Here is a 23,742-nt window from a genome sequence, read left to right on the forward strand (position 1 = left end):
AAAGATCTTAAGGCTTGCGTGGTTTTTTAAAATCCGCAAAGGACACCACATTTTTATCGGTAACCGCCGGTGACTCAACTTGATGAGTTCGGTGACTGGTGGCGCGTTGATAACAATTGGACGCTTCGTCTAATAGTCTAAGCATTAACTTTTTCGGCCACACCACTTCTTTCTGCGCCTGCAGATTAAATGGCATCTCGGCTAATAAAAAGCTGGCTTTAGCAAAAGGTAGCTTGTCAAACGGCGTATTCTCGTCCCATAGCATCTGTTCGATACAAGCCTTGGCCTGATTCAAGCAAACTTGCATGACATCCTTACAATCGCCGTCAATCACCAAAGGTTGAAGTAAGTTGCTTGCTGTAGCTAATTGCTCATCTGTTGCTTGGCAAGCCTTCAATGCTTGCAATAAGGCCTCAGCAAAGAGGTCATCTAGCTTGGCAAAATCCGCCTTATTAATACAGGGAATGTAAATCACAAAACGTGTACTTTCATGTACACAGATGGCACAGTTACGCCCCTTGATAAGGAACAGACTGCCATGCCAGCCACTCAGAGGATTTAACGCTTCTAGGCCTTGGATCACCTGCGTACTTGAGCTCGGTAATCGACCTTGAGCATTGGTCGGTAGCTTCGGGCGTAATTTATTGCTGCAATGTAATCGAATCATAATACATACTAATTCCACTGAATGACGCTAGCGATGGTAACAGTGAACAGCAGTAATTGATATTAACCGTTAAGCCCAGCCAACATGGCCATCGCCCAACCTCGGCTGGCTAGGTAGTAGCTATTAAGCTTATCCACGGTTTTGTGGCTAGCAGAGTGAAGCTCGGCTTTTTCAAAAGTAATCACCAGCGTCAAAATATTACCCAGCTTACCGGTACGATCGACCAGCGCATGATAGGTTTCTTCATTGAGAGGTAACTGCTCACAAATTTGCTTAAGACTTTGCCCCAGCATTACGTCTGCCAACGACAGCATGCCCACCATAAAGGCTTCTTCAGGGTCCGCTTTAAACTCATTTACCGCTAAGGCTTGACACATAGACGCTCGCGTCAACACTTTTGGCAGCAACAGCATTTTACTCGGGTTATCATTAGCCAAGACCAGCGTACTGACCAAAGTACGCAGCTTGTTGATCCCCAAGATTCTGAGCGCCTGATGTAAATGACTCACCGTATTCGCCCGTTTGTAATACGGCGAATTAATCATCTTCAACAGTCGAACCACTAACTGAGGTTCTAACGCCACCATCTGCTCAACTTTTGAGAGATCCACATCGTCTTGATATAGGGCTTGAAGGATTTTTAACAGGTTATTGGTATTGTTACTTCTTTCAACCGATGTAGCGCTTTTGATCTCGGGTTTGGCATAGAAATAGCCTTGAAACAGGCTAAAGCCCATAGCTTTGCAACGCTCAAACACAGCAAAATCCTCGACCTTTTCCGCCAGTAACTGAATACCCTTCTCTAGATATAGTTCAATGGTTTCTGGCTTTTGCTTGGTCAACATATCCAGCTTGATAATGTCCGCAACCTCGAGCAATGGCTTAGTGGCGTCAGTCAGCTCAAAATCGTCTAACGCGATCTGGTAGCCCAAAGACTTCACATGCTGCAAGGCGCTGATAATTTCAGGATCCCCTTCCACGCTCTCCAGCACTTCCACCACCACTTGCTCAGGGTATGGTGGTAATAGCTCTGGCTTTAATAGCCACTCGCGCGGAGCGTTAAAAAAGAGTTTGCCTGCGCCACACAAATTTTCCAATCCGGTTTCATAAAACGCTGCATTAATAGCGCGTGCCGTCGCCATCAACTGATCATCAATGACAGCACTCGACATAGACGATGTTGAACGATACAAAAGCTCGTCCGCAACATGAACCATTTCGGCATTACAAATGGGTTGTAACGCGACACAATAAGACTGGGGGTGAGACATATCTGACATCCGTGGGTGATCCATCCTTGAGCGTTGAACCATTATAATAACGGCAGCATGTCACTACCGAAACCTATACGATATCGTTGTAGAACAAGAGTGATGCAATTTACCAATTAATTCCATCAAGAGCATTATAGATGACTAAACAAGGTAAAGAGAAAATCGTTGTATTCACGGGGGCAGGTATCAGTGTCGAAAGCGGTATAGAAACCTACCGTAGTGATACGGGTCTGTGGCATAAGCATGATATTCGAGAAGTCTGTCATCCCGATGGCTGGCAACGAGATCCACAAAAAGTGTTGGACTTTTATAACCAGCGTCGCCAAGAAGTGGGCAAGGCTCAGCCGAATAGCGCGCACCTTGCTATCGCTGAATTAGAGTCACGTTACGAGGTCACTGTCATCACCCAAAACGTAGACGATTTACACGAACGTGCTGGCTCCAGCAAGGTGCTACATTTACATGGCGAAGTGACCAAGGTGCGCAGCGATTTACCTAGCGATTACCATCTTTATGATATTGGTTATGACGAGGTGAACTTAGGGGCTAAATGTGAGAGCGGCTTTCAACTTCGCCCGCATATTGTCTGGTTTGCCGAAGAGCCATTTTTTATGGAAGAGTCTATCGAACTGTTTGCTGAAGCGAACAAAGTCCTCGTGGTCGGCACGTCGCTGCAAGTTCAACCTGCCGCCAGCCTAGTGCTATTCGCCCATAGCGCCACAGATCGTTATATTGTTGATCCAAGCAACATGGCCCCGCCGAAGAAATTCGATCATTTAAGAGGCAGCGCCAGCGACATGGTTCCGAGGTTAGTGAGGAGTTGGCTAATCTAGTCACAGCAAAAAATATCGGATATCCACTTACGTACTTTTTATGGAAACTCGACCTTATTCAATAAAAACCATTCAACTCAACCAAATATCCTTAAAAAAGGATCAAAATACTTGCATATGATATAAAAACGAAATAAAGCTATCTTTTCCATCAGATCAGCGTATAGTGCCCATAGCTCTTAAACATGAGCTATTTTTGAAAATTTAGATCAAGTCTCTCCTCAGTTTTATTTCGATTCTTTCGTCAAACTACTCTAGCAGTAACTTAAAATTTATATTCCCAAATAGCCTCGTTTACGATCATAAAAATATATCGAGGTAATTATGTCTACTAAAAAAACTGGTTTTGTAAAATGGTTCAACGACACTAAAGGGTTTGGTTTTATCACTCCTGATAACGGTGGTCCGGATCTATTTGTACACTTTAAATCGATCGCTTCTGAAGGCTTTCGCAGCTTAGCAGAAGGCCAAAAAGTCTCCTTTAACATTGAGACTAGCGCCAAAGGCAACAACGCTATCGATGTTCAATCGATTTAAGCCAAATATTATTTTAGTTTCGTTTTTTTAATAAAGCGAAACTAGATACTCCCTACAAAAACACAAGGAAATAGAAATGAGAAAATCCAATCAGCGCATGAAAGATAAAGCCTGGAAAACCATTAATGAGAAGAAATATCAAACTATGGTCAACCAGTATCAAGAAGAAAAAAGTAAACTAATAGAGCTAAAACAAGACTCTTCTGAATATGTAGCTCAAAATAAGCTATGTGAAACATTATTTAACAACGCCAAGGCTTTCTTTAATCAAAATCAGTAGTCACTCAAGGCTACTATTATTAATAGAAAATTGGCGTTTGAGAATTAAACCATTCTCCAATGCGTTCGACCCAGAGCTCATTTACCTAAGCCATCCTCTACTCCATTGTTTTTTGTTCGTATTTTTGCAACATAATCACACTTGCGGTTGTTGCAAGTACGATCTTATTTAAACGCCTAACACACTGCGGCATATAATTTTGGCTTTGCTAGCATTCATGTCTTCGACAATCTGAGCTGACACGCCACCAACTTCCTATCAGCCATGTAGCATCCTCCATTACGTAGATACTCCCATTACGCATAGCCTTAAGTGAAGTGCGATAGCGTACAGCTTGCCCATCAAGAAAGCATTTCCGCCATAGAAAAAGCTGCGACCTGAGTCGAAGGCGTTTTTGTCAGCAATATAGGTGACGCCAACAAGCAGGACGAGCGAGACCTTTTTTGCCATACTTATGCTATCTAACGTTGATAAAGAGATAGACAAGATTATGAGTAATACCGATTCTTCAAAGCACGAGATGCAGGAAAAACTAAATCAACTGACCAATGACTACATTGAGAGCGAAGATCTTGGTGACGGTCATACCTTGTTAGTCGCCGCATGCCTTGATAATGACATAGAGGCTCTGAAGATATTTCACCAGAAAGGCGTAGATTTCACCGTGCGTAACCATATTGGCGCCAGCACATTAGACGCTTGTGCTATGAATAACTCTATTGAGTGCCTTTCTTACATCTTGGAAAACCACATCGCCGACGACATGATCAACGACACCGATCCGATGTCAGGCTTCTACCCAGCGTTTTATGCAGCGTCACAGAATTTTGAGGACTGCTATAACCTTCTTAAACAGCATGGGGCTGATGTGAGTCTAGAAGGACCATTTGAAAAGACTGCTGAAGAAGTGCTTGAATTGATCAAAGCGCAAGGTTAGTGAACCGCGGCTCATGGCCAGCCATTTAATAAGTGAGTTCATATCATAAAGGGAAAGCTTAAACCGAAAAACGGTTTACTTTCCCCCTGTCACAAGATATCAATAGACGATACTTTTTCTGGGACGAACTATGAACTACACGGAATTAAAAGCGCGCCATCGTGCTGAACGTGATCACTACCTCTCACAGTCTTTATCTCTTCGATTACATCGCTCATTAAGCTGGCTAAACAAAGCGGAACTCAGTGAGGACGATGACTCACGCTTTATCTTCTTATGGATTGCCTTTAATGCGGCTTACGCTCAAGAGTCTGCTGAAAAGTATTACAACACTGAGAAAGATAAATACTTAGCCTTTATTGATCGACTGGTAGGACTTGATACCGATAATAAGCTCTACAATCTCGTGTGGAGCCATTACTCGACGACTATTCGCTCGATTTTGAATAATGAATTTATCCTAGCCGACTACTGGCGCTTCCAATCCGGCGACATCCAAGAATCCGACTGGATCAATGCCAAAACGCTGGCTACAAAAGCCGCACACACAGCCCTAGCAAATAACGACACAACCACTGTGCTGTCCATCATACTGTCGCGCTTATACGTGCTCAGAAACCAAATCATGCATGGCGGTGCCACATACGGCAGTAAAGCGAACCGTAAGCAGCTCGCAGATTGCACAGCACTCATGTTTCAAATCGTGCCTTTGATAATTGAACTCATGATGGCAGGACAGGACCGAGTCTGGGGCGATGCGGCGTTTCCTTTGATTGAGCAGTAACGCAATAGCGCCACTCTAGAATGGTTTAGCCTTTTGAAACAGTTAAGCCATTCTAGAATAAAACGTTCGGATAAGTTCTAAATGCTCTTCTAACCCATCAAAGCGGTGACAACCACCATCAAACAAATGCGTTTCGTAATGCTCTTTTAACAGCTGATAACTGGCTTGTGAATCCAGTACTTCATCCTCTCGTTGCAGCAACACTAACCCCTTACCTGACAATTCGATATCTGGATAAGAAGCCACTACTTCTGCGCTCATATGAAACGGCTTACCATCAAAGGTTTCCCCATCACCAATATAACGAGCCAAAGTCTGCCCAGGCTGGGTGGAAGGATTTAGCAGAACAAATGGGGTCTCTAACTTGGTACCCACTTGAGCAGAAAGCCACCCACCCAATGAGCAGCCAACGATCAAGTCTACCTGTTCCTGTTCGGCAAACTGCATGGCTAGCTTGGTGACATACTCAGCACCTTGGCTGTAGTCCAAATCCAACCCAACGACCGGCGCAAGCTGAGTCAGTGCCTGCACTTTATCTGAGTTTGGTTTATAGAAGCTGGCAAAGCCGTGTAGATATAAGATTTTTGTCATAGTTGCTTTCCTCCTAAGCCACTCTAGTTAGATGGTTGTTCAAGCTGCTGCATAGATTGGGCGATATCAAGTAACAGCCCACTTCCCAACGCAGAACTTAGTGCCCCTTCACAAAAGCGGTCATTTCGAATCAATGCCACAAACAGCTGTAAATGCTCGTATCGCGTCAATTTTGAAAAGTCTCGGCTAGTGATGGCTTCCCTTCCTTCATCCCAACGTACCCAGTCGAATGGCACAACCTCATTGGTAATATCAAACAATGCTTTATGCAATTCACTTGAAATATATAAGCTCTGAGCGTCGCTCGACATTTCTTTTTTGAGTAACACAATTAACTGATCAACAGTCATATCGCCTCCATTATTCTTGCAAGAAAATAGTGACTTTATCTTCCAACAATTCAACTCGTGTGGTGTGTCCACAATAAGGGCAAATGCAGTCCACTTCGCCTTTTAAAGACAGCATTGAAACTGAAAACTCAAACTTAGACTCTGAGCATTTACCGCATTTTAAATAGACATATTCGTATCCAACATCATTCATATTTGCACTCTCGCAATAGGATTGGTTGGTTAACATAATAAACATGATACCGACAAAATATGTCGCTATACTCGGCCTCATTGCAAACGGATAAACAGTACATTTCAGGTACTGTCAGAAATGGATATATCGAAAATGAATACAAACTTTCTCGAGCTGCTTGATATTTTACCTAACTCTCCTGCCAGCCTGACGACCAAACAAGTCCACGAGAGATGGGGTGGCAAAAGGGACAAACGCACCATCCAAAGAAGTCTGAACGAGATGAAAGACCAAGGCATGGTCACCTATAGAAGTGAAGGCAGAACACGCCATTGGTCACGACTAAATGACGCAAAATCTGTTGGCTCAGGCATGTCCCGCCAGAATGCTTTTGCTATCAAAACTTCGGAGCCATTCTTACAAGAAATCATCCCCAATAGCCTAAAACAACAGTTTACCCAGCTGTTTGATCAAGCTGCCAACGTATTAAGCAGTGATCATGATAAGACCCCGTGGCAAAAGAAATTCATTTTAGAAGCCCCCACCTTCCCGCCGTCTCATGAGGCGATTGATTCAGCTGTAAAAGAAGAGATTCTAAAAGCCGTGCTGGAAGAGGAAAGCATCCAAATTCTCTATCAACGTCCTGATCGAACGCCCAACTGGCGTGTTGTATTTCCCTATGGCGTAATCCTATCGAAAAACACCCAATACTTGATCGGTGCGGGACTGACACCTTTTGAAGACGGCGGTGCTTATTGGGGTAATGAAACCGCCAACAGCGATAATATTCGCGCCTATGCTATTCATCGGATTACTGAAGTAAAGCCCAGCACTAAAGAGTTCCAGAAGGTAAAAGAGTTCGACCTACGCGCTTTTGCAGAGTCTGGCGTGACTAACTATAAGATCGACTTTCAGGATATCCGCGTCCATCTGATCGCCAAAGATGCCACGGCCAAGATTCTTAGAAATGCTCAGCTAGAAGATTTAGACATCAACGAGCTGGGCAACGATCAAACCGAATTCACCTTCACTACGCCTTTTACCTATCAGTTTATTCGTTGGTGTATCGCCCACGGCCATCAGCTACATATCAAAGGCCCAGATATTTTATTAGAGAAAATCGGGCAACAGATTCGAGATCCTCGTCTGCCGTTCTAAACCGACATTTTCTGACGCTTAGTCTCATATGATCCTCCAGTCATTGTTAAATGCCTTTGGAGGATTTATGAGCCAAACCAGTTTGAATAGCGCCCCCTCAAACACTGTCGCACCTGACAGCCATTTTGATCAGCAAGTGATTGAATGGGTATTTAGAATTCTCATTGAAGGTAAGGAATACCGTTCGCTATTTCGAAATGGACGTTTAACACATGAAGAAGTACTTATTTCACTGAAAGTGCCCTATGAGGAAGAAACTCAGCCACGCCCAAAGGATATTCTTTTGGCGTTACAAGAGTGTCGCGCTGCACTGCAACAGCAACCTGTGCCTCAAGCAAATGCAGCACTGTTACTGGTCAATATTGCCGATGTGGCTGAGGAATTGGGGTTAACTGATGATCAACAGCAGATTTTGGCCTTCTTAGTGGCAGTCAAAATAGACGATCGCCTTGAGCTGCTGATCGAATCGTTTGGCTGCGCCTTTTCGGGCAATTACAGCCGAGTTCTGGCGCTTCTTGAAGTCGCATTAGAGATCCCAAGAAACCGAGTCAATGCGGCTTTCCAAGGCGCAAATGGCCTATGGCAAAGCGGCCTACTCGACACCCAACAGAAAGATTATCAGATTAAACTGCTGGATGGTCTGGTCGATATTTTACGTTATGAAGAAAACGCGCCAGCTGCTTTGATCCGTCATTTCTCAATCACTTCAAACTCACCTGAGCTAGCTGGAGATTGCTTTCGACATATTAGCACCACGCAAAAGGCGCTTACCGAGCTAATTACCAGTGACAAGAACACCAAAGGCTTAAACATCCTGATTTACGGCCAACCTGGCACGGGGAAAACTCAATTTGTAAAACATATCTGCCAGCTAGTTGGGCAACCTTTACGTGAAGTCATGTCAGCAGATGACAAAAGCAATCCTCTTAGTGGTGATATGCGTTTTGTCAGTTATGTCCTGCTCAAAAACTTACTCGGTAGCAACCGTACAAACTGCGTATTGTTTGATGAAGTCGAAGACATTTTCAATGTGAACGTCAGTAGCAAGTACAAAGCTTGGATTAATCGCACGTTAGAAGAGGCAACCTTGACCTCTTTCTGGCTCACCAACAGCATTGACTCGATCGATCCCGCTTACATTCGTCGTTTCGATTATATCTTTGAGATGCCAAGCATCCCTGACGAGCAAAAAGCGGCTCTATTACAACCTTATTTTAGCGATAGTACACAGGATCAAGCGCTGATCACTCAGATTGTTCAACAACCTGGGATTGAAATTGCGCACATACAAAGTGCCATCCGCACCTTCCAAAAAATAACCGAATCAGGCACTTCGTTGTTAGATGTATTGAATGGCTATATCAAAGCACATGGACACAAACCGATTGAAATAACTGAGGCTAAAACCGACGATGATGAAGCGTACGATCTTTCTTTAATCAACACGGATATAAGCCTAGAAAAGGTCGTCACAGGCCTTGCCAAACATCACGGCAAGGTCTGCCTATACGGCCCGCCAGGTACGGGAAAAACGGCCTTTTTACAACATCTATCAACTACCCTTGGCCTTCCGCTCCACACTCATCATGCCTCCACACTGCTTGGCTCTTTGATCGGTGAAACCGAGCAGTTCATTGCTAAGGCCTTCAAAATCGCCGCTCAAGAAAAGGCTATTTTATTCATAGATGAAGCGGACTCGTTTCTGAGGTCTAGAGAACATGCCGTCCGTAGTTGGGAAGTCTCTCAGGTCAATGAGCTGTTGGTTCAGATTGAACGATTTGATGGCATCTTGGTATTGGCCACCAACTTATTTGAAGAGCTTGATGAAGCGACTTTACGCCGGCTGGATTTGAAAATTCGCTTCGATTTTCTCAGCCCTGAGCAAGTTAAACGCATGTTTGAAGCGGTATGCATTGATGACGTTGAAAAAGTGGGCTCTCTTGCAGAGTTGAAGTACCTCACACCGGGAGATTTTCGTTCTATCACCAAAAGATTCCGGCTGTTAGATCAAGAGTTATCAGCAACCAACTTGATGTCGGCTCTTAGAGATGAGCAAAACAAAAAGAACATTGCTAAGCAGCGATCGATTGGCTTTATGAGCTAACAGTCACACAGAAAAGGGCCATAAGAGAGTTTCTCTTATGGCCCTTTTTTCAACTTGATCACTAGCCAAGCTGATTTACAAATAACACGACTTTAAAGCTCGGCTGGTCCCAAACACTGAAGCCGCTGGCCAAATCCATGGTGCCACCGATTTGCTTATGTAAATCCTCGCTAATGCCCGCATAATCCCCCAGCGTAAAGCTCTCTGGTGCCCAGATATGCAAGATTACCTGTGCGTTACTTGCAGATTTAGCGTTAGACGCCAATAACGGAAAGTTGGTCAGCTGCTGCAAAATCTCGGGATAATCCTGCCCCTCGATCACTGCACCATAACCAAAACCATGGCCTGATAAAACATCGAGAAAATGCGCAAAGTCGATGCGCGCCACCGCCTCACTGTCAATCATGGCCAACAGACCAGAAATCAGTTCATTGATATAGTGGTTGGCCGCATCAAGCGCATCGTTCAGCTTGGCGTTATTACCTAATGCTTGCTGTAATTTGGCGTTTTCCAGCACAAAGGTCGTCCCCGCCATTTTATGGCAGCGCTCGATCAAGGTATCGGCGAGCAACAAGCGTCGACGGCCTTCAAAGGCAAACGGGCGTACCACAAAAGCCAAGCTTGGAATGCTCAAGCGCTCGCACAATTCCAGCACCACAGGCGTTGCCCCCGTGCCTGTACCCCCGCCACCGCCACTGACGGTGATCACCAAGTCGTAGCCTTGGATTAAATCCAGCAGCGCTTGTTCGGATTCTCTGGCAGATTGCTCCCCCACATGGGGCATAGAGCCCGCCCCTAAACCTTGGGTGAGTTCGACACCAATCGGAACTTGCACAGAGGCTTGCGTCAGTTTTAGCTCACGTTGATCGGTATTTACGGCGGCCAATGTCACCTTGGTCTGTAACGGCGTTTGCACCATGACCTCCACGGCACTGCAACCACAACCACCAATACCAACTAGCAGTATTCGCGGCTCTGACTCCGCCGCCAATCGAAAAGGTGCTTTGATAATCTCTGCTGTCATTGCCCCACTCCTATTCAAACATCGACCAATCGAACGCGGCACCACTCATGGCCAGCATCTCGTCCAGATCACGGGCATCCTGCTGACGGCGAGTGCCGTCTCGACGCACAATATTCATCACTTCCCAATGTCCGTCGCTTTGTCGTTCAAATTCCACCACACGCTCAGCATCCGGATCATCGATAAAATAGACATAGCGCTCCCCCGCATGGATTTGTGCGGGCGTGCTCATAATATGACCATTCATAAAACGCTGGTCTTGCACAAAGGTCTGCTCGGTTTCGATTGCCCTAAAAGGTGGCTGCGTCACGATCGGCGGTAACGGAAAAAACACATCATTCGGGCGCGCCATCAAAGCTCGACGGCGAGTTAAATAGGCATGCTGTGAATACTCATACTGGTCAAACCAAGCTCGAATCGCAGACATCGTTTCTGGTGTCGCCTCTGCGTTGTTTTGGCCTTTCACTTGCGCAATGCCCCAAACACCGTCCGTACAACGCAGCTCCACCGTGGCACGTTGTTCTCCAGCGTAACGATAGATATAGCTTTTGCCTGCCATCACCTCTTCTCGGTAACTGGCCACACAATGCTGCATCAGCTTGCCTTCATGGTGTAAGTCATAGACCGTACGGATCGGTTCAATTCGCTCATTACCCTTTAGCGGTGGCTTCGGGAAAACACCTTGTGCGTCGTTTTGCACTGGCACCACCTTATTTAAGCGCTTCATCCACTTCTCATGGCGCTTCAATAACCCTTGGTAAGAGTTCACCCCTAGAAAGTGTCCCGTGGCGTGAATGCCCAAGGCATTTCCCAAGCGCTGGATGTCTTCCGACAATGCTTTGATGTCACCAAGACGCTGCCTTCTGTGCAGAGGTGACATGTTATAAAGCTCAGCGAGATCGTTTTTCCAAGAACGAATATCTATGACCATGTCTTTTAAAATCATGGCTTGCAAGAACGCCACATTGGCCCCTTTAAAACCCGATAGATAGACAGCCTGCTGCAAGTCTGACGCCCAGCTTTTAAGGCGTTGCCACTCGTGTACGTCGCCCACGCTCAGCTGCACATTGCGTAGCCACTTGAGCACCCACTTTTCCCGATGCCCAGTGACCCATTCCAATAAGTCCACCCGTGAGTGGGTTAGCCACTGCTCGATTTGCTCTTTGCTAAGTTGTGCCTGGTCAGCACAACCAAGAAACAGCCAAGTCAGATTAAAATCTGATTCGCACAGCTGATTAAAGGCAGGGATGGTCATACAACGGTTAAGCATAGAGATCTGCAGATACCGTACAGAGCTTGCCATCCTGGACACCTCTTCCGGTAAAAAACGAACCACCTCGGCTAAGATTGGGCACGTTTGTGCCCAACTTAACAAAGGTAAACCTGCGTCTTGCTCCAGTTCTTTCCATTTGCGCTCATCCGCATGCCAGCGCTTCATCATGATGCCAGGGAAAGACAGCATATAAGGGACGATTGTCAGCTTTTCTTGAATCGGACTTTGGAGCTCCCAAACTAATGCTGGGCCCTCCATATACATAGACTCATCCTGACCGCGCTCGGCCACCAAAGCTTCTAAACGCTTTTCACGCGCTAATAACGCTTCACGTAAAATAGCCATGAATCAGTCCTGATATTTTGGTTTTCGTGGCGTACGACCACGATTAATTTTCTCTGGCACCCAATCCTTTGACTCGACTGGCACGGCTTTCATTAGCTTATTTTTATCCCCATAAGAGGGATGAACCTTAAACTCCACGGATGTCATAGAGACCTTGCCTAAGTACTCATCACCTAGGCACCGAGCAATGAGTTTTTCAATCAAGTAACTCAGCTCTGCTTGGGCATGCAGGTCCTCGCCAAACGGGATCATGTCGCGACCGCCGGTGTATTCAAATTCTTCACGAGAAATCTTCATACTTCCGTCCCAATCACTCTCATCATCCGGCAATGATAGGCCCAACTGGTTATCCCACATGTACCACTCGTTGTGCGGAACCGGAAACCAAAAATGGCAATTTTCTACATGCAACCACGGGCGAACACGTTTAGTTGCCTCGCGCCATGAGCGAACATCGACCTCCTGCAGGAAGCCACCCTCTTCCTGAATCCCCTCTAAATCGAAACGCTCTTCTAAAGCGCAAGCGGTGTCGTCAAAAGAAAACCAATCCGCCAGATCTTCCGTCGAAGCAATATAAATAGGATCTGTTGCGATGGAGTTTGCAACGCGCGTCGTTGACACCCAGAAGGTTGCGGAAAAATCAGCATTTTTCAGCACATAAAGCTCTAAGCCCTTAATTAACTCTTTACGTACTTTTCGGATCGCAGAATGATTGATGTAATTTGGGCGATCATTACGGCCATCAAAGGTGTATAAGTCCAGCTCGTAGACATATTTCACTTCGGGAATATAGAACTCAGGATCGAAAGAAACAAAAGGGATGCGGTTGGGAAAACGGCGTAGGTTATCAGTATGAATAAGCATAGGAGCTGTCCTTGTGTTTAGTTTAACAAGGACAATCATAGGCGACGGTCGCGACATAACTTGTCGCTAACTAAATGATTTTAAAAGAAAAAACTTAAACTATTTTCGGAACCAATCTTACGAGCTAACTCAATAAACATCAACTAAAAACGTAACCAAAACCCAATAACACTGTCGCATCAGGCGTTATGATGGCTCAAAACCACCAAAAGGAGAGCTTAATCATGAAATGTCTCTCTTTTGAGATAGTAAAGGTGACTACTACATCGGCTGGGGATTTATTGAAGATGAATGCATCGACCCAAACGTCACCTTCGAATGCCCGAAGTGCGAGATCAAGCTAAGGTACTATATAGACGAAGGCACCTATCAAGGTGCCAGCGTTACGGTGATTGAGATTGTGGATCACTAAAAGCAAACTTTCATGATTTAACAGTTGAATAACTGGCTAAAATTATTTACAAACGCTTTACACATCAACAACATATAGAAGGGATTCTCAATGAGAAATGCCATTATTGTTTTAGAAAACCCATGGGAGCTTGACCCTACAGACGCTCACCGCTCTTCTGTACTTCCGTTTATGGAGGGTATTGCTAAATTTCACGAAGATACACGTGTTTACTACGCCAATTTCTACGACAAGAAATCTTTTCAAACTGCACTAGATATCCTATGCAAAGATAACTTCGATAACATTATTGTCTACGTAGCAGCCCACGGATTTAAAGATAAGCTGGCTGGCACTTTAAAACTTTCTGACGCACTCTTTCTAATTGGTCAGAAATCTAAGAAATTCAATATTAGTGGGGTGTTACTTGGCTCATGTTTTGTTGGCCAAAACGCTCCTTTGATAGAGGTTTTCACAGAGTCAACAAGACTACGCTGGTGTGCTGGCTACGCTACGACCACTTGGTGGATGGAAGGCACATTGATTGACTGCTCTATCCTAAATCGTATGCTATTTATGAGTGCTGAAGAAGATTTCAATTCTCATGACGAAATCGTCAAAGAGTTTGCTCGAGGTATAGAAATGTTTAATTTCGAGAACCCAGTAGGCACTGACGAGTATGAGAACCCTGTATCGTTCAGAGAATCTATCAGGCTTTACACACAGCCTAAAGGCCGTGGCCAGCGTGCCAGAAACAGTACCGATGCAGTCTGGGAATTCCTTGATGATTTGTACTGTGATGATGAGGAGTGGGATGAATCAGCATAATATGATTTCTTCATAACCAACTAATACAACATCGTATGGTGTTTAGTTTTGGGCTAGAGCGCAATCGCTCTAGCCCAGTTGCATAACAGTTGATGATCCCTTTTTGTACTTACTTTATTAGGATTGTTAAAACTTCCTTAACCTCATAAATTAACGACACATAAGTTTTGCGTTGAAAGTGAGCAATAGCCGATACAATAAACTCATTATTTAACCGTTACTTGACCGTTCATCAGCATCGGGAGTAGCCAGTCGCGTAGCTTTACCAGCTGTTCATTTTCCACAGACCTAAATTTTATCTGTTGAAATAATGGATGTACCTTTTCGTGATATAACTGCAACACTTGGCTCGATGGCTTCATAATACCAATTGAACTAAAGTCACCTTTGTTCATATTTGCAAAGGTGTTGCCGGTCTTGGCTTTTGCTCCATCAAAGTAGGTCTTAATTGAAAAATACAAATAGTACTTATTGACCTCGTTGCTGCATACAACAGTGTTAATTTGCTGATTAGTTTGAGCTGGAGTAGTTACAAAACCCACTAGACCTGGGCTGGCGATACAAGTTACACAAATACTATCTTCTGGCAAAAATTTGCTTTTCTGAGTTGAAGCACCTTGTTCACTAAGCGTTTCCTCGGTAGACACGACATACGTATTCCCTCGAATATCACCGATTGTGATAAACGGTACATTTCCACCAAAATACTCAGGATTGTCTGTTGAGGGGGTTTTTCCTGTAACAATATTGGGTTCGATAGCTCCTATCGATGAATCCTCCCACCCCTCCGGTATTTCGCGCTTTAGGGTCGGGTTGTAGACCATTTTACCGCCGGAGGTTTTGTAGGGTTTGCCGTTAGCATCGGGGAAGTCGAACTGTACAAACCAATAGTCGTACAGGGTTTTGGCCATCGCTTCCAGTTCGGTGTTAATGCGGTTGTTGAGTTCAATTTTTTGGTCTAACACCTTTAAAACGTTCGCAATCTTCTTTTGACTATCTAGATTTTCCGGCAAGCGAATTGGATAGTTTTTTATGTCGCTCGAATTTAAGTTTTTGCGAACACCTGACGAAAGATTTCGGAGTTCGTCATATTGAGTTTTTAAGAAATAGTAAACGTATTCAAAGTCCGCTTTATTAGGATCTATAACAACATTGCAACAAGCCTGATTGGTAGCCATTGCCTTTTTCAGGATAGAAAGGTTTCCCCGAGTCTTTCCCTCGCCATACATAGCGATTGAAAGCGAATTTTCAGGAAACAGCTTAATGCTTGTCTTTTCTAATGCAGCTTCGGATATATGTTCATTTGTCTCATAAATATATTTTTCACCGAGCTGTTCAGTTTTGAGCCAAGGAATTGTCCCGTTTTCCCAGAATTCAGCATTGCTTCTCAGTGGTGTTAAACCACTCGAAATGTTTTTTGATATTTCGGATAGTAGCTTAGTGGTCATAATTCACCCCCGCCAACTGCTTTTTAATCTCAGCTTCCAAATCACGAGACTGGCTAAATAAGCTATCTAAATTATTGGTAAAGCCCTGCATTTTTTCCGAAAACTGCTCTGGAGTAATATCGACATATTCGATTTTGACATCAAAGTATTGGCCTGCACTTAATGAATAGTTTTTGGCTTCGATGTCGGCGTAGCTGACCGCGACGGAAAAATCGTCTTCCGCTTCTTTGGCGTTAAACACATCAATAATTTGTTGCTCTTCTTCAGGCGTTAATACGGTTTTTTGGTTTTTGCCGTCTTTGACCTTTTCACCCAGATTAGACGCATCGACCAGTACCACATCACCATCGTTGCTGACGTCGATAAACAGAATAGATACGTTAGTACCGGTGGTGGCGAAGATGTTGGATGGCATAGAAACAACGCCCGCCAGCATTTTGTTTTTCACCAAATGTTCGCGAATGCCTTTGTCAATGCCCGATTGTGCGGTAATAAAACCTGTAGGCACTACGACTGCGGCTTTGCCGCCCGGTTTGAGTGAGGCAATGATGTGCTGCAAGAACAATTGGTAGATTTCCATCTTGTCCTTGGCTTTGGCTTTAATCTTTGGAATACCGGCAAAGAAACGCTCTTTATTTTCTTTGCTATCGAGGTCATCCCTAAAATCACTGAAATCGAGCTTAAACGGCGGGTTGGAGACGATGTAGTCAAAGCGTTTTAGCTCTTTACCGTCTTTATGGTAGGGATGCAGTACCGTATTACCCTGAATGACATTCGGGATTGAGTGCACCAAGTTGTTTAAGATCAGGTTTAAACGCAGCAGGTTGGAGGATTTTTGTGAAATATCCTGAGTGTAAATGCTACAGCGGTTTTCACCAATGGCGTGCGCCACGTTCATTAACAAAGTGCCAGAACCTGCCGATGGGTCGTAACAACTAACATTACGCACAGTGCCGCGTTGATCTTCTGGCACTAGGATTTCCGCCATAATGCGCGCTACCGCATGTGGAGTAAAATACTCGGCGTATTTACCGCCAGAATTACTGTTGTAGTCTTTGATCAAGTATTCAAAGATGGTGGCATAGAAGTCGAATTTTTGCGTGAAAATACGCTCAAAACTGAACTCCACTAATTTATTGATAATGGCTCGGCAGAAGGCATCGCGTTTGGAATCGTCAGCAATGTATTGGCTTATGCGGTCGAACAGTACCACTTTTGCGCCGCCATCGGTTTTTACCGCGAAGACATCGTTATTGCTAATGGCAATGTCAATTAAGGTGTCATCAAACAGTTTGGCAAAGTCGGGCGCGTTTTGTTGGCTAAACAGATAACTAATAAAATGCTGCGTTTTTAGCCGCGCAGTATCGCCGCCCATTTGCAGTTGCAGCATGTCGAGGTCATCTTCTGACATGGCTGCTAGGGCTTCTTCCCACTTATCGGCTTTGGCGATGTTATCGTCGAGCTTTTTCGCTTCAAAGGCGAACTTGTCGTTTAAAAACTTGTACAAAAACGTTTGGGTAATGATTTTGAACTCGTTACCGTCGTTACCTAAACCATAGTTGGCACAGATGCTTTTTAAGCTATCAATCAGGGTTTTGGTTTTTTGCTGAAATTCTAATTCAACCATTTGGTGTTTACTTCCTAATCAGTGTTACCCGCATTACCACGCTTGGCTGCCGGTATTAAATTCTTTTAAATATTCCGCGACGACTAGGTGGTTAATGTAACGTGAGGCGTCGGCGTTGAGTTTGATGTTTTGTTCTTTCATAAAGCGGCCAATCACCAGCGGCATCATTTGGCGCTCAAAGTAGCTTTCGTTATCCAAGACTTGGCTGTTGTTAAGCACTTGTTCGTCGGCATCTTGCTTCACGCCGGCCAATGCAGCGAAGATTTTACGCTCCGACTCACTGATATCAGTTTGGCTTTGCTGACGTTCTTGCAAGCGCTTGTGAATACGGGTGTATTTGGCATCGCCAAGGTACTTTTGCCTCAGCTGGTTGTTTTGGCGGTTAAGCTCTTGTACACAGTCGTGAATTTTATTCAGCGATTCTATATTGGCAACCATTTCATCTTGAGTCACTTCGCTTAAGTTTTTCTTCTTAAACAGCCGCTCTAGCTCTTCTTTTAAATTAATAAACTGCGGGTCTTGCTGGTCAAAGTTGCTGGCCAGTGCTTCACGGGTTTGACGTAGCGTATTCTTTAGCTTGTCTGCCAGTATCAATTCTTCTTCACCGATTTTTACAAACTTAAAAATCACGTCTTCTAAGGCGCGGTTGAGCAGATTACTGGTATCTTGTCCGTTTTCTAAGTCATTTTTAAGGTTGAGTAAGTCCAAGTGGTTGCTGGTTTCACGATACAGTACATTAAGCTTGGTAAAATCCAGTTCATCCAAAAAGTCATATTCACCTTGTAAGCGAATCAAATTATACAAGCTGCGAGCATCGGCTAAAGCTTTCTTTAGCGCTAGCACGGCATCTCGGTCTTGCATTTGGCTAATCTGGTTACAGAACTCTTCCATGTTGTCTGTTTCGAAACGAAACAGTACATCTTTTACATGTTCAATTTCTTGCTTGATCTCTTCCTGAGATTTAAACAGATGTGAGTAGTGCTCCATTTCATCGCCTAGCTCCGACTGTAATTCGTCGAAATAAGCTTTATTAGTAGCATCAAACTCTTTACGAATATCGGCAAAATCTACTACATAGCCATAGCGGAAATCTTTGTAAGTACGATTCACACGTGTAAGCGCTTGCAGCAAATTGTGTTTGCGGATCACCCGACCAAGATAGAGCTTTTTCAGACGCTTGGCGTCAAAGCCAGTAAGTAGCATATTATAGACAAACAAAAAATCGATTTTACCGGCTTTGAAGTCTTCTACCCAGTCATTACGCTCTTCTTTGGTTCCTATGTCGTGCAGAATCAAGGCAGCAGATTTTACTTTTTGCACTTTTTTAACAGATTCAGCATAAGAGGTTGGCAAAGACTCAGCGACTTCGAGAACCTGACTATTTGAGCCAATTGCTTTCGGTAGAATAGGCGTATCAGCATAAACGCCATTGAAAATTTCAAACATTTTCTTGGCTTGTTTAGCACTGTCGCAAATGACCATACCACCGATACTTGCATCGTTTAGGGCACCACGACTTTTTTCAAAATCATTGATTACGTAAGTCAGCATGGGCTCAACAAAACTATCATGGGCGTAGATTTCCGTGCGATCGACATCGCCCATTTTGACTTCGGCTTCTTCAAGAGCTTTTTGCAATTCGATTTTGTATTGGGTGCTGATTTCCTCACGAATCAGCCGCAAGGTGTAACCGTCAGCAATTGATGCGTTGTAGTAGTACTTGTGAATATAGTCACCAAATAAGACGCGTGAGTTGTAATCATCCCCCAATAGTGGCGTGCCAGTTAGACCAACTTTGATGGCGTTGCAGTCTGACTGACTCAAGTTGGCTAAAAAACTGCCTTTGGGGTTATAACTGCGGTGTACTTCGTCTAAAAAGTACACGCGTTGTATCGCGATATTGTAGTCTTTAGTGCTGACTACATCTGGGTCATCTTTAAACTTCTGAATGTTCACCACAGTGATTTCCGGCTTGCCAGAATGGTTGTGAATCACCTGTGTGGCTTTGATGTCACGGGTAAAGGCATCTCGTGAATTGATGGTATGAACAGTTAAACCGCGGGCGGTAAACTCGCGCTGCGCCTGTTTCAGTAAGTCTAAGCGATCAACGATAAAGTAAAACTTAGGAATGACTTGCTGTTTTTGAAAGTAGTCGGTTAAAAAGCGTACGTTGTAAAACGTCAGTGCAGTTTTACCACTGCCTTGTGTGTGCCAAATTATACCTTTTTTCACGCCCTCGCTTAACTTGCTCTCAATGGCTTTGGTGGCAAATAACTGCGGGTAACGCATAATGTGTTTTTGTAGCCCGTCTGACTCGGACACATAAACCAAGGCGTAACGCAAAATAAAGGCTAAGCGCTCACGACTGAGTAAAGAGGTACAAATGCGGTTGGTTGGACGATCTGGCTGCTTGTTGGTCTGGAACTCTGGGTTACTGCGTATCACTTCCAGATTATTGTCTTTTAAGACATTTAGCTCGTCATCATCCGATACCTGCTTCAGCAAGGCGGTTAAGTTTAAGATTTCCTCTTCACGAAAATAGTTAAATATCGGATTGTTGTAAGAGCTACTGGCGTAGAAGGCACCTTGTACGGGCTCTGGGTCGCTAGAGTCGTATTCCATGTTATTGGAGAAAATCATAAACTGGGTGATGTTGGCAAAACGCTTGAATTTAGGGTTTTGAAAGCGTTTGTTGATGCGGTCTCGCTCGGCCAAAATACCATCGCGGTTATTGGGCTTTTTCACCTCAATAAATATCAGAGGCATGCCATTGATTAGAAGTGTGATATCAGGGCGAAACTCTTCATCGCCATTCTGGCACGTCAGTTCGGTAACAACATGGAAGGTATTGTTATTAAAGTTTTCAAAGTCGATCAGCTTGGTATTTGAACGCTCCGATAGGCGTTCAAAGAAGGCTTTACCTAAGTCTTCGTTATCGAGCAATAATTTGACATCTTCTAGCAAGCGCCCCGCTTCTATAGCTTCAATACCAGGGTTAATTTTAACAATTGCGGTTTTGAATAAATCAGGGAAGATATTGGTATCAAGATCCCAGCTTTGCTCTTTGAGTGATAGATATTGATAGCCTAAACGCATTAAGTGAAGTATTGCAGGGATTTTGACACGTGAATCTTCGTTGAACATCTACCAGTCCTTGTTTATAAGTAATCAACTGAGCGCAGTATAACTCCTTAAGATTTCATAGTCTTGTAACTACTATCTTTACTTTGCACCCTTACTAGAAGCCAAATTGGCACTTAAGTTTCGCCCCTCACGCTAACCTAAACCCGCTCTTGCTCTGCCATAAATTCGAGGCACTGTTCCTCGCAATCTGATAGACCCAATCCGCCACAGGCATGGATGTATCGGTGTCACACTCCACGTAGCTGGCGAGTTGTTCGGAGATTAAGCTGGCGTGATTGGCAAGGTTGTTTAGATAGGTAAAAACGTTTAAGACGTGGCGTTCGATTAGGCGCTGTAGACGTTAGATTTTCTTCTGGCTATGTCAAATAAGCCGCTATTAGATGCGTTTCAGCGCTAAATGGTTTAGACGCGCATTCCCACTCCCCAAAACGTAAAAAAGCCAGAGTACATGCTCTAGCCTTCTATTCATCTGTGTTTCAGCGATTCGTTCCCGCTATATCCCATTTAAAATCATTTAATACCGCTTTAGTGGTCTATGACATAAGTTTCAGGACATCACAAGCGAACCGACGAGCTTCGGGTTATGACCGAACGATATAAACTTTGGATTTACTGCTAGGAAAGACTTTGGAGTGTAAGTCTTGAGTTGGTTGCGGGAGCCGGATTTGAACCGACGACCTTCGGGTTATGAGCCCGACGAGCTACCAGGCTGCTCCATCCCGCGCCTGAAAAAGTCGAAGAGTACGACTTCTATATTTGCAATTCTTTAAACTGGTTGCGGGAGCCGGATTTGAACCGACGACCTTCGGGTTATGAGCCCGACGAGCTACCAGGCTGCTCCATCCCGCGCCTGAAAGTCTAAAGAAATTGACTTACTATTTGTATCTTTGAACTGGTTGCGGGAGCCGGATTTGAACCGACGACCTTCGGGTTATGAGCCCGACGAGCTACCAGGCTGCTCCATCCCGCGCCTGACAGTCAAAGATAACTGATTGTGAATGCGAATCTTAGAATTGGTTGCGGGAGCCGGATTTGAACCGACGACCTTCGGGTTATGAGCCCGACGAGCTACCAGGCTGCTCCATCCCGCGTCATTCAGTCTAGTGACTGTTTAAGATTGTTATTCAAGTGATTATGGTAGCTATAAAAACTAAATGGTTGCGGGAGCCGGATTTGAACCGACGACCTTCGGGTTATGAGCCCGACGAGCTACCAGGCTGCTCCATCCCGCGCCTGATTTAGTTTTAACTAATCACTTTTGGATCACGAACATTGCTCGCTCACCGTCGTTGCGCTCAACTCTTTGCAGTGCCTTGCCTCAACGAGGTGCGCATAGTACGGATCTTTTTCTGATTGGTCAACCCCTTAGCTTAAAATCTTTTAATTCTAATCGTTCAGGATAGCCTAAAGAGGAACAGTAACAACGCAGACCAGATTGATCCGATTGAATATGGCGACAGTATCGAGAAATCATTTCGCGCGCATTTTGTGACATGCCCTGCCAGTTCATTAGATAGTTTGTGTAGTGAAGTTGCTGTGTCGAATTGACCACCCAGCCGTTTTCACCATCACGGATACCAAAGTTGCGATCGTCCGGCGAAATCAATAACACCGGAATGCCATAGCCGTTGGCCACTTCAATGATATTGCATTTCATGACCAGATCCGCAGACACCACCAACAAACCACTTTCCTCTAACATCACTTTAGAAGGTGGTAAGAAATCATTCAGTGGCAAACTTTGACAAACGATGCCATTCACACTGGCATGCTCAGTAATCTGTTTAGCTTGGGAATCTTCATTAATGCACACCACTTGGCCCGAGGCCTTTGAATTGGAGTGCGGATAAAAGTAATCACTTAGCTCCTTACCACTGCCCCACACATCTTCTTTATGAATGTAGCTCGCGATTCTTGCGATCGCAGAAGGCACCAAGCCGCTTTCCAGCCATTCAGGAAGACGGTTAGTATGCAACTTACAACGCAATGTCGGACTGATTAACGCCGCCAGCGAGTTGGGCTTTGAGCCAAAGGTAATCAGGTGCAACGGAGATTCTTGATGAACCAAGTCCATTAAGGCGCGCATGCTTGGCTTAATCTGATCTTGAGCACTGTCCGTAGTGTATGACAGGGACACAATTCGAGACGTGAGCGAAAAGCGCCCAAGCTCAAACGCGAATTCATCAATGAAGGCTTTTAGGGCTTCATTTTCCTCGCGAGCGTCCCAAATGATTAATGCATCGGCCATAAATGCGGCATCCTTAAAATAGATAAATCAAGTTTATGCTAGGCTACCTTTAAAACCATCTTTACATAGTAGATTTTTGCATCTAAGCGTAACCATATGTAAAAACTGTTTATTATATAACCAGATTAAATATCACATATTCAGGGCTATTTTTATGTTTGAATTAACAGATAAGTTATTGAAAAAATGTACAATTCCATCAAAAGAAGAGGCACTAAAAGGTCGTAGTGAACCAATATTCATAGAAGAAACCCATTTAGTTACAAAAGAAAACATAAAACGCCATTCAGAAATGCATGAAAAGGAGATTTACCTTGCTCTAGGTTGCTTTTGGGGCGCTGAACGCAAGTTCTGGAACACTCCCGGCATCAAGGTTACGGCAGTGGGTTATGCGGGCGGATATACCCTTAACCCAACCTATGAAGAAGTCTGTACCGGCCAAACCGGCCATACTGAAGTGGTGAAAGTCATCTTTAATATAGATGAGATTTCGCTCGATGAAGTGCTAAAAGTGTTTTGGGAAAACCATGATCCAACCCAAGGCATGCGCCAGGGCAACGACATTGGCAACCAATACCGTTCGGCTATTTACACCGTGAATGACGAAGACCTTGAAATCGCCTTGGCTAGCAAGGCTCGCTACCAACAACGCTTATTGCAATCAGGTTTTGGCATGATCACCACAGAAATTGAACCACTAGAGGTGTTCTACTTTGCTGAGACTTACCATCAGCAGTATTTGTTTAAGAACCCAAATGGCTACTGTGGTCTAGCAGGTACTGGCGTCGGCTGCCCAATTGGGCTTGACCTATAAGACACAAAAAAAGGGCGATGTTTTTCATCGCCCTTTCTGCTGCATA

The 23,742-nt window shown here is 44.5% G+C and carries 20 protein-coding genes and 5 tRNA genes; 9 read left to right on the forward strand and 16 right to left on the reverse strand.

The annotated features are described in order from the left end of the window. Nucleotides 1-7: 7 nt before the first annotated feature. Entirely contained in the window at nt 8-667 is a 660-nt protein-coding gene (locus ACOSVP_RS08495; protein WP_487347068.1) for a DUF6933 domain-containing protein, read from the reverse strand. Nucleotides 668-729: 62 nt separating this feature from the next. Beyond that, nucleotides 730-1,938, reverse strand: coding sequence for an EAL and HDOD domain-containing protein (locus tag ACOSVP_RS08500; protein ID WP_487347069.1), 1,209 nt, complete (start codon nt 1,936-1,938; stop codon nt 730-732). 140 nt (nt 1,939-2,078) lie between these two features. Here ACOSVP_RS08500 and ACOSVP_RS08505 point away from each other — a divergent pair, with 140 nt between their 5' ends. The 5 genes from ACOSVP_RS08505 to ACOSVP_RS08525 all read left to right on the forward strand — a co-directional run bounded on the left by ACOSVP_RS08505 (nt 2,079) and on the right by ACOSVP_RS08525 (nt 5,312). Then, nucleotides 2,079-2,774: an SIR2 family NAD-dependent protein deacylase gene (locus ACOSVP_RS08505; protein WP_487347070.1), complete on the forward strand. Its 696-nt coding sequence runs from the start codon at nt 2,079-2,081 to the stop codon at nt 2,772-2,774. 324 nt (nt 2,775-3,098) lie between these two features. Then, the gene (locus ACOSVP_RS08510) at nt 3,099-3,311 is read left to right on the forward strand and encodes a cold-shock protein (RefSeq protein WP_487347071.1); all 213 of its coding nucleotides are present in this window, start codon (nt 3,099-3,101) and stop codon (nt 3,309-3,311) included. 76 nt (nt 3,312-3,387) lie between these two features. Beyond that, nucleotides 3,388-3,591 (forward strand): hypothetical protein, encoded by a 204-nt coding sequence (locus ACOSVP_RS08515; protein WP_487347072.1) that lies wholly within the window; start codon nt 3,388-3,390, stop codon nt 3,589-3,591. A 490-nt stretch (nt 3,592-4,081) separates the two neighbouring features. Next, nucleotides 4,082-4,528, forward strand: a complete 447-nt coding sequence (locus ACOSVP_RS08520) for an ankyrin repeat domain-containing protein (protein WP_487347073.1) — start codon at nt 4,082-4,084, stop codon at nt 4,526-4,528. Between the two features lie 130 nt (nt 4,529-4,658). Further along, a complete protein-coding gene (locus tag ACOSVP_RS08525; protein WP_487347074.1) occupies nt 4,659-5,312 on the forward strand; it encodes a hypothetical protein in 654 nt (217 codons plus the stop codon). 42 nt (nt 5,313-5,354) lie between these two features. Here the strand turns inward: ACOSVP_RS08525 and ACOSVP_RS08530 are convergent, their stop codons facing one another. Next, nucleotides 5,355-5,903 (reverse strand): YqiA/YcfP family alpha/beta fold hydrolase, encoded by a 549-nt coding sequence (locus ACOSVP_RS08530; RefSeq protein ID WP_487347075.1) that lies wholly within the window; start codon nt 5,901-5,903, stop codon nt 5,355-5,357. Nucleotides 5,904-5,926: 23 nt separating this feature from the next. After that, nucleotides 5,927-6,253, reverse strand: coding sequence for a DUF6508 domain-containing protein (locus tag ACOSVP_RS08535; protein ID WP_487347076.1), 327 nt, complete (start codon nt 6,251-6,253; stop codon nt 5,927-5,929). Nucleotides 6,254-6,581: 328 nt separating this feature from the next. Between ACOSVP_RS08535 and ACOSVP_RS08540 the strand changes: the two genes are divergently transcribed. Both ACOSVP_RS08540 and ACOSVP_RS08545 read left to right on the forward strand, forming a co-directional pair. Next, on the forward strand, nt 6,582-7,586 hold the full coding sequence (locus ACOSVP_RS08540) for a helix-turn-helix transcriptional regulator (RefSeq protein WP_487347077.1): 1,005 nt from the start codon (nt 6,582-6,584) through the stop codon (nt 7,584-7,586). A gap of 67 nt (nt 7,587-7,653) precedes the next feature. Further along, a complete protein-coding gene (locus tag ACOSVP_RS08545; RefSeq protein ID WP_487347078.1) occupies nt 7,654-9,690 on the forward strand; it encodes an AAA family ATPase in 2,037 nt (678 codons plus the stop codon). Nucleotides 9,691-9,751: 61 nt separating this feature from the next. Here ACOSVP_RS08545 and ACOSVP_RS08550 read toward each other — a convergent pair whose 3' ends face one another. From ACOSVP_RS08550 to ACOSVP_RS08560, 3 genes are read right to left on the reverse strand one after another with little or no spacing between them, the layout of a single operon-like run. After that, nucleotides 9,752-10,714 carry an FtsZ/tubulin family protein gene (locus ACOSVP_RS08550; RefSeq protein WP_487347079.1) on the reverse strand — a complete coding sequence of 321 codons (963 nt, stop codon included), beginning with the start codon at nt 10,712-10,714 and terminating at the stop codon, nt 9,752-9,754. A 10-nt stretch (nt 10,715-10,724) separates the two neighbouring features. Further along, on the reverse strand, nt 10,725-12,332 hold the full coding sequence (locus tag ACOSVP_RS08555; RefSeq protein WP_487347080.1) for a PcfJ domain-containing protein: 1,608 nt from the start codon (nt 12,330-12,332) through the stop codon (nt 10,725-10,727). A gap of 3 nt (nt 12,333-12,335) precedes the next feature. After that, nucleotides 12,336-13,196 (reverse strand): hypothetical protein, encoded by an 861-nt coding sequence (locus ACOSVP_RS08560; protein ID WP_487347081.1) that lies wholly within the window; start codon nt 13,194-13,196, stop codon nt 12,336-12,338. A gap of 502 nt (nt 13,197-13,698) precedes the next feature. Here ACOSVP_RS08560 and ACOSVP_RS08565 point away from each other — a divergent pair. Continuing rightward, nucleotides 13,699-14,415 carry a hypothetical protein gene (locus tag ACOSVP_RS08565; protein WP_487347082.1) on the forward strand — a complete coding sequence of 239 codons (717 nt, stop codon included), beginning with the start codon at nt 13,699-13,701 and terminating at the stop codon, nt 14,413-14,415. Between the two features lie 206 nt (nt 14,416-14,621). Here the strand turns inward: ACOSVP_RS08565 and ACOSVP_RS08570 are convergent, their stop codons facing one another. The 9 genes from ACOSVP_RS08570 to ACOSVP_RS08610 all read right to left on the reverse strand — a co-directional run bounded on the left by ACOSVP_RS08570 (nt 14,622) and on the right by ACOSVP_RS08610 (nt 22,882). After that, entirely contained in the window at nt 14,622-15,863 is a 1,242-nt protein-coding gene (locus ACOSVP_RS08570; protein ID WP_487347083.1) for a restriction endonuclease subunit S, read from the reverse strand. Next, on the reverse strand, nt 15,853-17,490 hold the full coding sequence (locus ACOSVP_RS08575) for an HsdM family class I SAM-dependent methyltransferase (RefSeq protein WP_487347084.1): 1,638 nt from the start codon (nt 17,488-17,490) through the stop codon (nt 15,853-15,855). The genes ACOSVP_RS08570 and ACOSVP_RS08575 overlap by 11 nt, the downstream gene beginning before the upstream one ends. 33 nt (nt 17,491-17,523) lie before the next feature. Continuing rightward, nucleotides 17,524-20,634, reverse strand: coding sequence for a type I restriction endonuclease subunit R (locus ACOSVP_RS08580; protein WP_487347085.1), 3,111 nt, complete (start codon nt 20,632-20,634; stop codon nt 17,524-17,526). A gap of 647 nt (nt 20,635-21,281) precedes the next feature. Continuing rightward, nucleotides 21,282-21,358, reverse strand: a tRNA-Met gene (locus tag ACOSVP_RS08585). 48 nt (nt 21,359-21,406) lie between these two features. Beyond that, nucleotides 21,407-21,483: transfer RNA gene (locus ACOSVP_RS08590), tRNA-Met, on the reverse strand. 44 nt (nt 21,484-21,527) lie between these two features. Then, a tRNA-Met gene (locus ACOSVP_RS08595) sits at nt 21,528-21,604 on the reverse strand. Nucleotides 21,605-21,648: 44 nt separating this feature from the next. Further along, nucleotides 21,649-21,725, reverse strand: a tRNA-Met gene (locus tag ACOSVP_RS08600). Nucleotides 21,726-21,789: 64 nt separating this feature from the next. Then, nucleotides 21,790-21,866 (reverse strand) — tRNA-Met (locus ACOSVP_RS08605). A gap of 125 nt (nt 21,867-21,991) precedes the next feature. Next, nucleotides 21,992-22,882: a hypothetical protein gene (locus ACOSVP_RS08610; protein ID WP_487347086.1), complete on the reverse strand. Its 891-nt coding sequence runs from the start codon at nt 22,880-22,882 to the stop codon at nt 21,992-21,994. A gap of 154 nt (nt 22,883-23,036) precedes the next feature. On the opposite strand from ACOSVP_RS08610, the gene msrA reads away from it, so the two are divergent. Beyond that, nucleotides 23,037-23,696 (forward strand): peptide-methionine (S)-S-oxide reductase MsrA, encoded by a 660-nt coding sequence (gene msrA / locus ACOSVP_RS08615; RefSeq protein WP_487347087.1) that lies wholly within the window; start codon nt 23,037-23,039, stop codon nt 23,694-23,696. Nucleotides 23,697-23,742: the final 46 nt, after the last annotated feature.

Source organism: Marinomonas sp. HM11-D (assembly GCF_057626615.1).